Genomic DNA, 14,992 nt, shown 5'->3' with positions numbered 1-14,992 from the left:
GGGTCGATCGCACCAGTCGTTCGATCGGCGCCGGTCGCTCTATTGCCGATCGTCCGATCACCAACGATCGGCGATGTTCACATCCCGGCGTTTGCCGGGTGAACACGCTGCCGTCGTCGTGATTCATCCGATCTGCACGAGCCGGTATCGAACAGCAGGTCATTTAAGCGCGGCCCTCGTAGTATCCCGCAAGCGAGCACTCACGAACCTTCACCATGTCAACAGAGGAATCCGGCCACGTCTATCGTCTCCACTCGACGCTCGAATTGCCCCTCGAGGAGCTGCACGATCACCTCGACGAAGCAACCTACCCCGACGGGATCGCCGACGTCGAACTCACGCGGCGTAACAACACGCTCATCCTCAAGGCGGACGCCGAGGACGAGAGCGTGAGCAAGTACACGCCGTCGGCCCAGCTCAAAGCCAGCGTGGTAGAGAACCGGGTCTACGAGGAGGATCCCGAAGAGCGCCGGAACGCCTTCCGCTGGGAGGACGACGAGGAAGAGGAGATCGAGTCCGAACTCGTCGAGTACGCGGCGTTCAAGGGCGATCGCGAGACCGTCCTCCAGAACTCCCTCCTCCAGTACGAGATGTTCCAGGTCCTCTGTGACATCGCCCAGCAGTCCGAGAAGGGCACCCTGACGGCCATCTCCGACCACGACGGAGATCTCGAGGCCACCCGGATCGTCGACAGCGAGGTCCGCCCGGCGGACGTCGAAGTCGTCGAAGGCCCCCGCGACAGCACGGGTCAGTCCGGCGGCGTCAACTGGCGCGACAACAAGTTCATCAGCGACTGAGGGTAGCCTCGTAGCTATTTTGGTCCGATCTCGTATTCTTCCTTCAGTTCACTCTATCTCTTTATCGGCTCTGTTGAAATCCTCCGCAAGTGATAGCTTTTGACCCATGTACGGTCAATACAGGGCGTGGAGTGAGCGATTTGCAACCGACCAACTGCAGATGAGTTTTATAACGCACATCTCCACAAATCGACGACTCACTACGCAGCACAGAAATGAATACTATTATACTATCTGAGTAAGTACTCACTCAGTATGGGCGACACACGGGTGGAGATACTGGAAGCAGCGGTTGACATACTCATCGAATCAGGGTACGATGCGTTGACGACGGAGGCAATTGCAGACCGATTAGAGATATCGCACTCCGGGGTGCACTATCATTTCGAGACGAAAGACGATTTGCTGATTGCGTTGATAGAGGAGTACCTGACCGACCAACTCGAAGCAAAGGTGGCGTTTGACGGACCACCAGAAAAGCAACTTCCCAAGCTGCTCGAATTCAGAATTCGGGGCGCCAAGACAATTCAACAACTCGAAATACCGCCGCCGAGCATCCAGTTGTTAGCAGCGACAGGTGGGAGTGACGATGCACTTCGCCAGGCTCTCGACACACTCTTCGAAGCCTACGTTGCGGAACTTACGGCGACCATCCGGGACGGTGTCGAGTCTGGTGTCTTCGACACAGAAGCGCCCGAGCGAACCGCCTGGACGCTGGCAGGACTGATAGAGGGGGCAGAGGTCCGGGCCAGTCACGATGGCTCACCAGCACCGTTCGTGTGGGGAATCGAAGCGTACGTCCTCCCGGCGCTGTACGTCGACGAGTCGCCGACACTCAACGTTGAGGTGGATGACGGATGACTGTCGCTGCCGCACCTGTGATTGCTGCTGCGCTACTGAGTGTTGCTTTCGTTGTGTTGCATGCCTATTTTCGTTCCAGTGATGAGACTGAACAGGATGACCGCATTGCGGAATTTGGGGCCAAGACACCGCAGGAGAGATGTGTCAAAATAGTGGTTGCCTTTAGCGGACCGTTGATCCTAATCGTACTTGGGACGATTGTCGGCGTGCTTGTGTGGGGTCTTTCGCTCGAAACCGTGGGTCTCTATGGGAATCCGGTTCGTGAATTCGCGATTGGTCTGGTCGTCGCTCCTGTAATAGTGGTGTTCGCAGAGGCTCTGGGAACGTTTCTCAAGTACCTCGGGCAGGAGTCCTCAGGGAACAGTTCGGAAGTCTTGGGCGTGAAGACGCTTTCTGGACTCGGCTGGATGCTCGGAGCAATCACGGTCCAGGCATCTGCCGAGGAAGTGTACTTTCGTGCTGCCCTTGTCGGCGCGCCAGCGGCACTGTTCTCAGTGTCTGCCTGGGCCTTCGTGGTTCCAGTCGCAGTGTTGTTCGGCCTTCTTCACTTTGACGGCGGGATAGGAAAAATACTTTATACGTCGATTATGGGTATCATCTTTGGTTCCGTGTTCGTCGTCGGTGGTATCCTCGCCGCGGTGGTCGCCCACGTCCTCCACAATCAATGGAGTGTGATTGATGATTACCGTGAGGAGTCATCGACCTCGTGACCGTCTCCTGACACCACACAGGACTTCTGAGAACCCACAGAATCACATCCCTGATACCGTCGTTGTTTTTCGACATCCAGGTGATCGACTTAGCGCAGGAGATTGAGACCCATTCACAAACTACATGTGGCCCGTATAGAGGATCTATTCATCACGACAACACCGTTTGTCTAACACCGAAGTTGATGAATCATCTCAGAGGCTTCCACCATACATTCTCAGGGGTACATCATATATGCATTATTCAGTTTCTTCTTCGGTTGGACCGAAGTTGTAACTAAAGGGGGTTCCATGGTCTAACTGTGAAAATATCTCTGCCATGCTCGCTGGAGATCGCTCGTTTTCCTCTTCAAATTCTTCTACCCATTCCTGAAATTCGTCCTGCAATTCTTCCGGATTTACTGAATCGCTTCGGGCAAGGATCCCGATTACAGATGTCATCTCTCCCTCGTTCAGTGTCTTCGGTCCGTCTCTCTTTGCCCTCTCAGTTATTGATTTAACATTTATCCGCCGTTCTGGTAGTTTATCAAATGTAATATCAATATCGACGTTGTGCGGCCCATAATACGCCGTCCCGGGCTCAAATTCCCCACTCACAATCCCATTTTCGAGACTCGTGGAAAATGAGGGGTTGAAACCAGTTTCCTCTTTAGTTTCCCTGTACAGAAACGCAATCATGTTTGAGAATACACTCGTGTAATGCTCCTCAGAAGAATATAATTCGATATTTTCGTTGAATACATTCGTGGTGTCGAACGGAGTGAAGACCTCTTCCCGGAGTTCCTTGTCAAGATGGTTCTCAATGAGTGCAATGTCCAGTAATGCGTTTGTGATGCGTTCTTTGATCGCCTTTTTCCTTTTGTGCTGAGCCTGATGAGAATATCCGCTCTTATCGCTGATCAAGTATTCTCGATCCGCTTGTGATAGAATACCTCGTGGACGATCCATTTCGTCGATCTCTGGCGAATAAACCATTCTAGTTTAGATTCTACTCAATTTCAGTTAAGTTCTTCGCTAGTGATGATCCGATATGAGCACACGCCCAAACGACACCAATTTTATCGAGAGAGCGAGGGAGATCTCGCTGGGTAAGACTATACAAGTGATTGGCCTCTACAACTATATGTTAGCAGCAGGATTCCTTATTGTCTCTATTGAGGCTGAAGCCTACGTTTTACTCACAATTCTCGGTACTGCAGCGTGGTTTCTCGGGTCTATAATCTAATGATTTAGATACAGTAATCAATATATGGGTCCAATGATTATTGTGCTGCGACCAGAACAGCGACATTCGTATCGAATAAGTCAACCATATCGAATCGTGGGGAGCATCAACAAAACGCTCAGCAAGTGAGGTTGATTCTCAAACCGTCCTTCAAATATCTTTGTCGGTGCAATTTCAGCGATTAATACGCAGTTCTATCTAGCGGCTGTTTCATCGGAGAAGGTGTCGAATCAATATGGGTTTAACAGAGGCTCTTCTTAGAAGGTATTTATCTAAATCCTCGATTCAAATCCGATACCCAACGAGATCGGCTGATTGAGCGTCATTATCTATCTCCATTGCTGCCAGCGTCGATCCATCTTCGGAGAGTGCCGAATAGTACGGGCCTGCTTCGTTTTGTTGCTCCCAAATTGAGTCACCTTCTTCGAGTACTACTAGTTCAAAATCGATCGTCGAAATGGCTACTCGACTGCCATCAGCAGAACTGGAAAAGGGATCGCCGAGTCCAGCAGCATTCCCTATATTGCTCTCCCAGATTGTTGCTCCGTCACCCGAACCGAGCGTGGTTACTGGTGGGCTGGCGATGATAGTTGACCCATCGTCAGATAACTGTTCCATCGTTGGTGTGTCGTTGTGTTCCCACCGTGAATTGCCTTCTAGATCGAAGGCAAACGTGGATAAATCGTCTGTGCTAGCTACGACCACATCCGAGTCTTCGTTGACACCTGTACTCAGTACGTCTTCCTCGGTTTCGTGACTCCAGAGCAGTTCACCAGCAGCCGAGAAGACTCGCACCCCTGGTTGGCCAGTTCTCTCTAACCCGTCATCAACGTGTATGCAGCCCACCACAATGTACTGGCCATCCTCTGAAACATCGACCGACCAGGCTGCGGCGTTCTCTAACGGTTGCTCCCATGCAGGCTCTCCATTTTGAATAACGCCTACTCTGCCTGGTCCTTCAATTGGGTAGGAGACGGCAGCGACAGTAGAAAGATCGTTTGAGGTGCCAATATCCCATAATCCCGGCAGTTCGAATCCCACTCAGCAGCTGTCCCAGGCGATCCGCTTGCATCGTTCAGGTTGCCGCCACCGAACGTGTCGTCGTCCATTGCTGCGGCAACGAGTCGATTCGATACTTCGTCCACCACAACGTGCGATACGGTGAAACCTGGGGAGATTTCAGGCAATGCAAATTCAGTCGGTTCGTACTCATTATCTGCAATATAGGCTCGAATTGTTCCTCCATACACGCCGAAGGCGACAACCTCTCCTGAGTCTGAAACAGCAGCTGTACCGCCTCCGTCATTGACCGTTTCGCGAAAGAGCTCACCATCTGCATTTTGTCCACCGGCAACGACGCTAGGTACTAATCTACTTGATCCAATAATTGCGATTGCAGTTAGATACTGTCGTCGATTGGTGCCCTTATTGGCAGTATCTAATCTTTCGGACTCGTCCTCAGGTGTGTTATCGTGACCCATATGAAATCGACCATCCAATGTGCCATAAAACGCACACCGCAGACGCTTGTCACAAGTTGAGGAATTTAAGAGAGGCACCGCTGGTATACAATTGGTATTCCCTGCCATCTGGAAGCAAGTTCATCACTGACTTAGAAGGGTCTCGTAGCGATTTGGACCGGTCCCGTACTTTTCTCCTTCAGTTCAATCTATCTCTTCTATGTTCGAATGTGACATGGACTGCGGAGCAATCAACTCGGACAGTCGAACGGTCTGTACAGGAAACACACATATCGCTCAGACCTTCTATGAGAGGTATACAGTCCGTACAATTCCAATACTAGCGAACAGGACCAGTATTCCTAAAAAATAGGCAATCTCTGTCTTCATCTGCGTTCGGTTTTCCGACTGGGCAGGCGTTTCATTTTCAGGCCATCGAGGGAGCGATTTTCGTCCAAACAGGTATCCAAACCCAATTATCAGGCCGATGATGGGTGTTAACACAAACGACATGTAAACCACTGGTTGTTTCACATTTTGCCTGTGCGCATCAAAATAGACGAGAACCGCACCCAGCAGTTGTACCGCGAAAACCGAAAGAAAGCCACGCAACACCCATTCGTCCATATCAAGTACTTGTGTTATACGAATAAGTAGATGCCCCTCGTTCGCTACGGCCACTATTTGAGAGAACGGTACGATCATTACCCAATTCTATATGGCGGTTAGTGGGCCGTCGCCTGAACCTAGCGTGGCCTTGGGGCTAGCATTGTTCGCTGCCTCATCACTAGATGGCTTCTTCATATCGGCCCACCGTTGTGTCCCATCGCGAATTGCACTAGATGGAGTGCGACTGATGCACTCGTGATCTGCCCATTAATTCCGCTATCTAACCAGTAACTATATTATCTTTCACGTCAACTATCCAGACGGAATCCCGTCCGAAGGGTACGAAAGTGCCCCGGGTGCTGTAACACCCGAGACGTGGCTTCCAAATCCCCAAGCCGGGATTTTGTCAGCCATGTTCCGAAAGACACCATCGAGACAAAAAGGTCTCGCACGCCCGTTGCCTAGAGAGTCGTATCGCTATCCGTCGTTCACTTCAGCTTCTTGGGATGGGGGGCCGAGTCCCTTCGATCGGTTCGAACTGCTGGACCGGGAGGTGCTCGGATGAAATCCGTTGAGCGAGCGTGCGACGGGACCGGCGACGGCGCTCGCGATCGGGAGTGCTACCGGTGTGATCGGGACGTGGCACCATCACAGTTGTTCCGGGTCGACATTGAGCCGCCGGACGCGCTGGCTCGTGAGTATCGACCCTCGATGCGGTACTGCTGTCCGGACTGTGCGGCCGCGATAAACCTCTCCGAGTTCTCGGACTGGATGAAAACGCGACCGCGACGGGGTGTCGGGTCGGGGGACGAGTGACGACGCCACTTGACCACTGATCCGTTCACTCGCGATCTGCATTTTGGCCGCTCACTCGCCGAACTCCTCGACGATCGTCTCGCAGAAGGCCTCGATGTCGTCCGGCCCGCGGCTGGTCACGAGCCCGTCGTCCACGACGACCGCCTCGTCGACCCATTCGCCACCGGCGTTGCGGACGTCCGTCTGCAGGCTGGGGTAGGAGGTGAGTCGCCGCCCGTCGACGACGCCGGCCTCGACGAGCACCCACGGGCCGTGGCAGATCACGCCTGCAGGCTTGCCGCCCTCGACGTGTTCGCGGAGGAACCCGACCGCACCCTCGTCCGCCCGGAGTTTGTCCACTCCGACGGTGCCGCCGGGGACCACCAGTCCGTCGTAGTCGTCGGGGTCGGCGTCGTCGAACGTGGTATCGATCGCGTAGGACTCGCTCTCTTCCAGGTCCTTGTTTACGGTCTGGCCCTCGCCCGACTTGATCCCCAGGACGTCGACCGTCGCACCGGCGTCGGTGATGGCGTCTCTGGGCTCGACGAACTCGATCTCCTCCGAACCCGCGGGTGCGAGGAAGATGCCGACCGTCCGGCCGTCCAGCGGTGTGGCTGCGTCGCTCATCACCGGTCGCACCACGGACGGACGAAAAATGGCATCCCCTCTGTGTGAAAGGACTCGACGCTATGGCGTCGAACGCCATTCACAGGTGAGTCCTCGAGACCGACTCGGATCGAAGCTTCACCGAGCAATTCGGAACCGTCGTCTGCGGAGTCACCGCAGTGGTCGTTTCTCCATTTCGACGAGCGTGAGCGTCTCACCGCGATACTCGTGGACGTGGTCCGTCAACCGGGTGTATCCCTGCGCCTCGTAGAAGGGGACAGCGTTACGTGATGCCCACAACCCGAGCGAAGCGACTCCATCTCTCACAGCCTGCGCTTCCAGTTCGTCGTAAATGCGCGATCCGACGCCGTGACGAGCCACGGTCGGGTGGACGTAGATCGCCGTGATCTCCCCGTTGATTGCTGTCTGAAAGTAGTCGTCCGCATCGGGTTTCATCCAGCCGAAGCCGACGACCTGGGCTTCGCGTTCGGCGACGAGAAAGTAGGTTTCCGCTGCGTCGATCGGGTACTGTTCCGGATCACGGTCGTGTGCCCACGCCGCTATCTGTGCGTCGGTATACGCCTGCGCAGCCAACCCTTCGATCGATGCGCGGTGAACGTCCCGAATGTTCGGCGCATCGTCATCGACCGCCTCACGCACGACGAACTCCATAGTGTCAGTTAGACGGGTCAGATTGATAACTCCCCTCGCCGTCGCGCATCGAATCTGCGTCTCTCGGTAGCTGGTTGCCCGTCGTCCCGACGACTCCGGCGGCGAATGCGAGTCGTGTTACGATTGACCTCTGACGACTTATTCTTGTTCGACGAACTCGATCACCTCGATTCCGCGGGCTCTGCGAAAGCTACTATCGGTCCTTTTACCCGGGATTGCTGCACCAGCAGTTTGGACTACGAACGGACGAGTTCTACGGGCTGCTCTCATTCTGGAGACGCTTCACCGCTAACGTCGGCTTCCAATCGAATACGAGGCTGATGGTCCCGTTTCCCCCCATCGCGGTGAGTTGCAAATCGGTCTGGACGGTCTGCCCACGGCCGCTTGGTTACGCTCGTTGCGTCTTTGACCAGCGGTAAATGTTCCGCGTCACGTAGAGGCCGACAATGAGTCCGATGAGGATGGCCGTGACGAACGAGACGTCGTACATGGTTGACGAGGGATCGTAATCGACGAATGCCGGCTCTGACTGCCACAGATCGAAGCCGGTGGGGATGAACATGAGCGTAAATCCCAACACGAATAGCGTTGCAAACTGCCCGAACCAGTATTTCAGACGCTGCGCCGTTTCTGTCATGAGTGTGTTTGCGTGTTTGATTAATAAATATATTTTGATAAAAATATGGAGGGATATTCCATGATTTCACCAATCAGTCAAGGTATGTGGGGACATAATATGGGAAACAGTTTATGCCCCGCAAATTATTATGGCTCTCTGAGTTTGTTTTGCGGTCACTTTTTAATGTTACGATTAACGTCTCGATAATTAATTTCTATAGATTGTATTTTATATAATTTTGTGAAGGCTTGGTAATAATGGCTAGTATTATAAGGATTTAGTGATAATCACTAAGGCTCATATATGTCTGCGTGTGTGGCGTTATGATGCGATTGGGGATAGCGCTCCAAGTACTGCTAAAAGAATAGCAATCAGAACGGCGCCTCCAATTTCAACTACCTTTTGCCCGTGCTGTCCCCATGGTATATCGGCAATGTCTTTAAGTTCATCTTCGGAAAATTCGAGCATATTTATAATGTCATCTGAGAACGCTTCTTCTAAATCTGCAATAGTTGGGAGTGGGTCAAGCGGGAAGCAATCTGAAACGCAAAAGTCGCCAGATTCCGATCCAATATAGATACATCCTGTATCAGGATCCATGCCTGTCCAAATATCAAGGCTAGCTGAGCCTCCACCAGTGGGCGTCGTAATTGATACATATATCATACTAAAACCAACAAGTGGTTGTTCCACCCCAGTACATGACTTGGTGTATACTTTTGGACTTATACTATTTGATTCAATACATAATTCTACCATATCAAAACCGAGATTGGTGGGAGATTCACACTTTTGGAGGGGGTCAGATTCATATTCCGGATCGTAAAACCAATCTGGATATCCGTCCCCGCCACTGGTTGGGGGTTTCTTTATCATGTCCGTAGATGGTCCATCTCTATGGCTTGGAGTAGTTGTTATCTCAGATGGAGCTACCTGATCTTTTATGTATTTTTCATTTTGCACTTTTCCGTCAGGCGTAACCGTGAGGTGAATAATTCTTCCATTTTTCCAAATGCTGAGTGTTGAGGGGTTTTCCCAGTGAATATCCCAAATTGAACCGTCACTTGGTTCAGTTAACTGGATGATCTTTTCACCAGAATCATCTGCACTAGAGGTTCCTGTTGCAAGAAATAGACAAAGTGTTCTATCCTCTAAAGCATTAAATGCGAGCAAGTTATTGGTTTTGTTTCTGGCTTGACTGACTGCTAACTTCTCAAGTTGCTCGTCCGATTTATAAGATTTTGCTGATATGATTGGAATTGAACTTATTGCAGCTGTTCCTTCCCCAATGCCTTTTAGGAGATCTCGTTTATTAACTCCCATATGAAAAAAAATTACTCTCTGTCTTTATAGTTCTTATGGTTGGTTGGTGGGTATGATACAACTATATTTCCATATATATGGGGCTATACTTTCATTAATATTTTGTAGGACATTACGGTGCTACGTGCGACGAGATATGCTCCGCCGAACAGGAGTCCAGATCCCTGGTGAGTGACGAACAACCCCGCAAAGAGGCAGACGACGAGCACGTTTTCGACGGTGTGCACAGCCCTGGGATGAGCCACTTTATCGATCGAGTACGGAAACGTGATACCAACGAACGCGCCGACAGCGATCTCGCCGGCTGCGACGACAGCTGATGGACGCCGAGCGAGGTCCGCGAATTCGGCCGCGCTAAATCCGCTAACGACGAACGCGACGAGCACAAAGAGACCTCCCATGGTGAAGATCCGGATCGCTGCAAAACCGATTGTCGGTTCCATATTCCCAATCCTCTCAGCCGGAAGGTGACGAACGTATAGCGAGAGCGTCACGGCTAAAATCACTATGAGAGCGCTGACGCCGATATCGACAGGATCGCCCACTAGTACAGCGAGTAGGAGCATCAGTCCGCCAAGTGGGAGAGTTGAATATGTGAGCTGCCGAACCCAATGTCTGGAGGTCATGAATTATGCTTTGTGTTTTCTGTGCAATATATTATTGGATTTTCTACGCACTCTCTGGATGTACGAGTGTATATATGACGATGATGGCGGTTTCCGAGTAATCGCTCAAACGCGCCCACTGGCTAACAACCGAGACGACGTAGGCAATCTTATTGTGGAACTTGAGACTCGATTCGGCCACGTGTCGTCGGCCAACATCTCCGCAATGAGTCAACAGTGTGCGTCCGTCTACTCTTTCGAGGTTCGTGGTCGCTCCTCGTCGATACACCCGTCGGATCCGTCTCTATCGACGTATCGAAGCGCTCCCCAGCCGATCTAGTAGTGCAACCGCCCTTCTCTGAGAGTAGCTTCGCACAGTCATCCCACGTGAACCCATTTCGTCCCCTGATCCCACAACCTCGACACGCGCTACGACTGATCTGCCGCGACGTCCGCGAGCGAGGCGATGGCCCCGTCGAAGTCGTCCGGATCGGCGTAGGAAAAGGAGAGTCGGAGGGCGTTCGTCCCGCCGTCGTCGGGGTAGAACATCGATCCCGGGAGGTAGGTCACGCCGGCGTCGATCGCGTCGTCGAGCAACTCGTCGGTGTCGACGGTGTCGGCGAGTTCGATCCAGACGAAGAAGCCGCCGTCGGGTTCGGTCCAGGTGGCTTCGGGCGGTAGGTGGCGTTCGAGCGCGTCGAGCAATCGGTCGCGACGCGTGGCGTACGCTTCGCGCAGCGCGGGGAGCAAGTCGTCGAAGTGGCCGGCGTCGCAGTAGTGGCCGACGACGCTCCGGGTGAAGGTGTTCGTCCCGCCGGCGGCGAGGGCGTCGATCGCGTCGCGGATCGGCTCGGGGGCGACGAGCCAGCCGAGGCGGACGCCCGGGGCGATCGTCTTCGCGAACGAGCCGACGCGGATCACCCGCCCCGAGTCGTCGAGTGCGGCCAGCGGCGGGACCGACTCGCCGTCGAATCTGAGGTCGGTGTACGCGCCGTCCTCGACGATGACGAAGTCGTACTCGTCGGCGAGGGCGAGCAGGCGCTTCCGGCGATCGAGTGAGAGCGTCGCGCCGGTCGGGTTCTGGAAGTCGGAAATCGTGTAGAGGAGTGTGGGTGTGGGCTCGCCCGCCGCCCGTCTGGTTTCCAGTCGATCCGCGAGGGCGTCGACGTCGATCCCCTCATCGTCGACGGCGAGCCCGTCGATCTCGACGCCGAAGTTTTCGAAGACGCTGATCGACCCCATGAACGTGGGGCGTTCGACGGCGACGACGTCACCCGGTTCGAGGAACGCCCGGCAGATGCTGTCGATAGCGTGGGTGGCGCCGTTGGTCAGGAGGACGCTCGTCTCCACGGGGTCGATCCCGCGCGCCGCTTCGCGTTCGCGAACGAACGATTCCAATCGCGTCGCGTACTCGCCACCGCCGTACTGGAGTGCCTGTGGGCCTTCGGCGTCGAAGACCACTTCGACGGAGTGGGCCAGCTCGTCGGTCGGAAACGATTCTGGGAACGGAAAGCCAAACGCGAGCGAGACCGCATCGGCCTTGGCGATCTCGCGCCAGCTCCCGTATCCGGAACTCTCGAGTGTCGACCGGGCCTGCGGTGTGAGCAGGTCCGTCCCGGCGGGTTCTTCGTCGTGCATTCGTTGTTCGAGCATAGGCCGACCGACGCAAAAACGTACGCGTTCCGGCGGTCGGGACGGCTTCCTGTGGAGTTACTCGGTCGCGTCTGTACACGATCTCGATCGCTCGGCTGCGTCCCGCCAGATCGATCTCGATGGCGGGTTGACGACAAGCGTCGATCGGCGAAAAACGATGTCAGCGTCGTGGGCCGACGTTATCCGTCGGTGCTCGACTCGCCGCGACTGCTGCGTCCGCCGGCACCGGGGAGCACGCCGACGAACTTCCGGGCGTAGCCGAGTTTGAGCAGGCCGATCTGGAGGGCGATCCCCACGACGAACAGTGCCAGGAAGACCGGCTCGGTGGTCTCGAACAGCAGCGGATCGACGCTCGTCGAGGACTGGGCCTCCGCGATCGCTTCGAACGTGAGCGACCGGCTGGCCAGGGCGGCGCCGATGAACGACGTGATGGCGATCATCGTCACGTTGGTGAGCGTCATGCCGGCGAGGGCGACGCCAGCCCCGATGGCGATGCCAATTCCGATCTCGACGTACCACGCGCCGTCGACGAGGATCGGCGCGAGGGCGGTCAGGCCGAAGTACGTCCCGACGATGAAGCCGATCGCCCCGATCGCGAGCGAGAGCAGCATGTGGGCGACGAGGACGCCGACGACGATGCCGAGTGCGATACCGACTGCGGCTGCCGCGGGGGTCCCGACACCGGCTGCCCCGGCGATCGACGGTGCGACGAGGTAGCCACCGCCGGCACCGAGCAAGGCACCCATGAGGGCGACGCCGTATCGTGCGAGCGTCGCGCCGGCGAACAGGAGGACGATCCCGATCCCGATCGGCGCGACGACCAGTGGGTCGAGCATGACGGAGACGTTCGCTCACAGCGGCAAGTACTTTGCGCCTGACTGTCTCTCTCGCCTACCAGTCAGGCTGGCTATCATTGCCGTCCGATAGCCGCCAGTTCTCGATTCCGGTGACGACACCGCCTACGCGTCCACACCATGCGAACCGCCCAATTCTGGGGGGAACGTCGCCGTCTCACAGCTGGTGCAACGGGACCACAGGGTTTTCTCCGTAGGGTGAGAAGGTGGCCCTGCGACGTGCAAACCCGAGGATTTACATCCGTTAATTACATCTAATTACCCACATGGCCAGCGACTCCCAGATCACAGTCGACGTCGACTACGAAGACGGCACGGACGAATCGCCCGAGAGCTATCCCGACCTGCAGGACAAGATCGAGAAGGCGATCGACGTCACTCGTGAGGGCCTCGAACAGTACGACAACCCCGCCGTGATGTGGACCGGCGGCAAAGACTCGACGCTCACGCTGTACTTCATCAAGGAGGTCGCCGAGAAGTACGACCTCGACCTGCCGGCGGCGGTCTTCATCGACCACTACCAGCACTTCGACGCCATCCACGACTTCGTCGACCACTGGGCCGACGAGTGGGACCTCGAGGTCATCTACGCGCGCAACGAGGACGTCGGTGCGTACGTCGAGGAACACGATTTCGAACCTGGCGACGACATTCCGATCGCCGATCTCTCGGAGCACAACCGCCACCACGTCCGCGACATCCTGGAGTACGAGGAGGACACCTTCCCCTTCCTGCTCGACACCTACGTGGGCAACCACCTGCTAAAGACGGTCGCGCTCAATGACGCCCTCGAATCCCACGACATCGACGGCGTCATCTCCGGCGTCCGCTGGGACGAACAGGAAGCCCGCGCCGACGAGACGTTCTTCTCGCCGCGTCACGACCCCGACATCTACCCACCACACGACCGCATCCAGCCCATCCTGCAGTTCGACGAACCCGCCGTCTGGGACGCCTTCTGGCACTACGTCGTCCCCGACACCGTGGCCGGCTTCCCCGACGACGGCTACGTCCCCCAGAGCGGTGACGACCTGCCCAACGGCCTCACCCAGGACGACATCCCCGTCTCGCCCAAGTACTTCGCCGGCTTCCGCTCACTCGGCAGCGAAGTCAGTACCGAGAAATCCGACGAAGAACCCGCCTGGCTGCAGGACATGGCCAACACGACCGAGCGCGCGGGCCGCGCCCAGGACAAAGAGGACCTGATGGAGCGCCTGCGTGACCTCGGGTACATGTAGCGAACTTTTTCTTCGTCGGGTTCGCGCAGAGCGCGAACCACTTCTCGAAAAACTTCGATGAAAAAGGCCGCCTCCGCGGACTCCGTCCGCTCCGGCGGTACAACGCGCTGGACTACGGTTCGCTTCGCTCACCCCCGAAGATTTCCCGTTCACCATTCGTGCGTTTTCCGTCCCCTGTTTCGAACTCTTCGTTTCTGCCCACCTGCGAGACGTCGGTCGCTGTGACCTGCTCGTTCGTGGCAAATTGATTTTTATCTGAACGACTGAGTCTCTCCATGGTCGTTCCGCTGGCGATGGGGTGGCGCCACTTGCTGTTCGAGAACTGGCCGATCGAACCGGCCGTGATGGACGCCCATCTCCCCGACGGTTTGGCACCCGACGTGTACGATGGCTCGGCGTGGCTCTCGATCGTGCCGTTCACCAACGTCGCCGTGCGCCCTAGGGGCGTTCCCGAGTCGCTCGGGATCCGATTGCCGGAGATAAACGTCAGGACGTACGTCACGCACGCCCGCGTTCCGAGCGTCTACTTCTTCAGCCTCGACGCACAGGGCATCGCGAGCGTCCTCGGAGCACGCATCTTCCATCACCTGCCGTACTTTTACGCGCGCATTTCGCTGGACCGGAACGACGATCGAATCAGGTTCCGGAGTCGCCGGCACCATCCCGGGGCTCGCCCTGCCCGATACGCGGGAACGTACCGGCCGACGGGTGATCCGTTCTCGGCACCCGAGGAGCCGTTCGCCGACTTTCTGGTCGAGCGCTACCGTTTCTACACCGAGGCCCAGGACGAGTCACTCCGCTACACGGACGTCGAACACGAGCCCTGGACGCTCTACCCGGCCGAGGCCACTATCGACTGGAACACGCTGTTTTCGGCGCACGGGTTCGAGACGCCCGAGGTAGAGCCCTCACACTATTACAGTCCGGGCCTGGACGTGATCGCCTCTCGGAGTAACTCGGTGTAG

At 55.8% G+C, this 14,992-nt stretch carries 17 protein-coding genes; 7 read left to right on the top strand and 10 right to left on the bottom strand.

What is annotated here, in order from left to right:
- Window positions 1–215 precede the first annotated feature (215 nt).
- From HALRU_RS08960 to HALRU_RS08950, 3 genes are all read left to right on the top strand, one after another.
- Entirely contained in the window at window positions 216–797 is a 582-nt protein-coding gene (locus tag HALRU_RS08960) for a DUF7110 family protein (RefSeq protein ID WP_007704526.1), read from the top strand.
- Between the two features lie 255 nt (window positions 798–1,052).
- Complete coding sequence (locus tag HALRU_RS08955) at window positions 1,053–1,658, top strand: TetR/AcrR family transcriptional regulator (RefSeq protein ID WP_015301074.1); 606 nt, start codon at window positions 1,053–1,055, stop codon at window positions 1,656–1,658.
- The gene (locus HALRU_RS08950) at window positions 1,655–2,368 is read left to right on the top strand and encodes a CPBP family intramembrane glutamic endopeptidase (RefSeq protein WP_015301073.1); all 714 of its coding nucleotides are present in this window, start codon (window positions 1,655–1,657) and stop codon (window positions 2,366–2,368) included. The genes HALRU_RS08955 and HALRU_RS08950 overlap by 4 nt, the downstream gene beginning before the upstream one ends.
- Before the next feature lie 240 nt (window positions 2,369–2,608).
- Here HALRU_RS08950 and HALRU_RS08945 read toward each other — a convergent pair whose 3' ends face one another.
- A complete protein-coding gene (locus tag HALRU_RS08945) occupies window positions 2,609–3,343 on the bottom strand; it encodes a hypothetical protein (protein ID WP_015301072.1) in 735 nt (244 codons plus the stop codon).
- 55 nt (window positions 3,344–3,398) lie between these two features.
- Between HALRU_RS08945 and HALRU_RS08940 the strand changes: the two genes are divergently transcribed.
- Window positions 3,399–3,593, top strand: a complete 195-nt coding sequence (locus HALRU_RS08940; RefSeq protein ID WP_015301071.1) for a hypothetical protein — start codon at window positions 3,399–3,401, stop codon at window positions 3,591–3,593.
- Between the two features lie 285 nt (window positions 3,594–3,878).
- Here HALRU_RS08940 and HALRU_RS08935 read toward each other — a convergent pair whose 3' ends face one another.
- Complete coding sequence (locus tag HALRU_RS08935; RefSeq protein ID WP_148680485.1) at window positions 3,879–4,634, bottom strand: outer membrane protein assembly factor BamB family protein; 756 nt, start codon at window positions 4,632–4,634, stop codon at window positions 3,879–3,881.
- The gene (locus HALRU_RS08930; RefSeq protein ID WP_148680484.1) at window positions 4,535–5,074 is read right to left on the bottom strand and encodes a hypothetical protein; all 540 of its coding nucleotides are present in this window, start codon (window positions 5,072–5,074) and stop codon (window positions 4,535–4,537) included. The genes HALRU_RS08935 and HALRU_RS08930 overlap by 100 nt, the downstream gene beginning before the upstream one ends.
- Window positions 5,075–6,223: 1,149 nt before the next feature.
- Here HALRU_RS08930 and HALRU_RS08925 point away from each other — a divergent pair.
- Entirely contained in the window at window positions 6,224–6,478 is a 255-nt protein-coding gene (locus HALRU_RS08925; RefSeq protein WP_015301068.1) for a hypothetical protein, read from the top strand.
- 51 nt (window positions 6,479–6,529) lie between these two features.
- Here the strand turns inward: HALRU_RS08925 and HALRU_RS08920 are convergent, their stop codons facing one another.
- The 7 genes from HALRU_RS08920 to HALRU_RS08890 form a co-directional block, all read right to left on the bottom strand.
- On the bottom strand, window positions 6,530–7,084 hold the full coding sequence (locus HALRU_RS08920; protein WP_015301067.1) for a DJ-1/PfpI/YhbO family deglycase/protease: 555 nt from the start codon (window positions 7,082–7,084) through the stop codon (window positions 6,530–6,532).
- A 150-nt stretch (window positions 7,085–7,234) separates the two neighbouring features.
- Window positions 7,235–7,735 carry a GNAT family N-acetyltransferase gene (locus HALRU_RS08915; RefSeq protein ID WP_015301066.1) on the bottom strand — a complete coding sequence of 167 codons (501 nt, stop codon included), beginning with the start codon at window positions 7,733–7,735 and terminating at the stop codon, window positions 7,235–7,237.
- Between the two features lie 388 nt (window positions 7,736–8,123).
- Window positions 8,124–8,372 (bottom strand): hypothetical protein, encoded by a 249-nt coding sequence (locus tag HALRU_RS08910; protein WP_015301065.1) that lies wholly within the window; start codon window positions 8,370–8,372, stop codon window positions 8,124–8,126.
- A gap of 303 nt (window positions 8,373–8,675) precedes the next feature.
- Complete coding sequence (locus tag HALRU_RS08905) at window positions 8,676–9,677, bottom strand: hypothetical protein (protein WP_015301064.1); 1,002 nt, start codon at window positions 9,675–9,677, stop codon at window positions 8,676–8,678.
- An 83-nt stretch (window positions 9,678–9,760) separates the two neighbouring features.
- The gene (locus tag HALRU_RS08900) at window positions 9,761–10,243 is read right to left on the bottom strand and encodes a hypothetical protein (RefSeq protein ID WP_148680483.1); all 483 of its coding nucleotides are present in this window, start codon (window positions 10,241–10,243) and stop codon (window positions 9,761–9,763) included.
- 468 nt (window positions 10,244–10,711) lie between these two features.
- Complete coding sequence (locus tag HALRU_RS08895) at window positions 10,712–11,920, bottom strand: aminotransferase-like domain-containing protein (RefSeq protein ID WP_015301062.1); 1,209 nt, start codon at window positions 11,918–11,920, stop codon at window positions 10,712–10,714.
- Between the two features lie 194 nt (window positions 11,921–12,114).
- On the bottom strand, window positions 12,115–12,771 hold the full coding sequence (locus HALRU_RS08890; protein ID WP_015301061.1) for a hypothetical protein: 657 nt from the start codon (window positions 12,769–12,771) through the stop codon (window positions 12,115–12,117).
- A 284-nt stretch (window positions 12,772–13,055) separates the two neighbouring features.
- On the opposite strand from HALRU_RS08890, the gene HALRU_RS08885 reads away from it, so the two are divergent.
- Both HALRU_RS08885 and HALRU_RS08880 read left to right on the top strand, forming a co-directional pair.
- Window positions 13,056–14,027, top strand: a complete 972-nt coding sequence (locus tag HALRU_RS08885; RefSeq protein WP_015301060.1) for a phosphoadenosine phosphosulfate reductase family protein — start codon at window positions 13,056–13,058, stop codon at window positions 14,025–14,027.
- 275 nt (window positions 14,028–14,302) lie between these two features.
- Entirely contained in the window at window positions 14,303–14,992 is a 690-nt protein-coding gene (locus tag HALRU_RS08880; RefSeq protein ID WP_015301059.1) for a YqjF family protein, read from the top strand.

The sequence above is a fragment of the Halovivax ruber XH-70 genome, assembly GCF_000328525.1.
Taxonomy (GTDB): Archaea; Halobacteriota; Halobacteria; order Halobacteriales; family Natrialbaceae; genus Halovivax; species Halovivax ruber.
The sequence above is the reverse complement of the archived record's forward strand: the minus strand, read 5'-3'. Positions and strand labels throughout refer to the sequence as shown.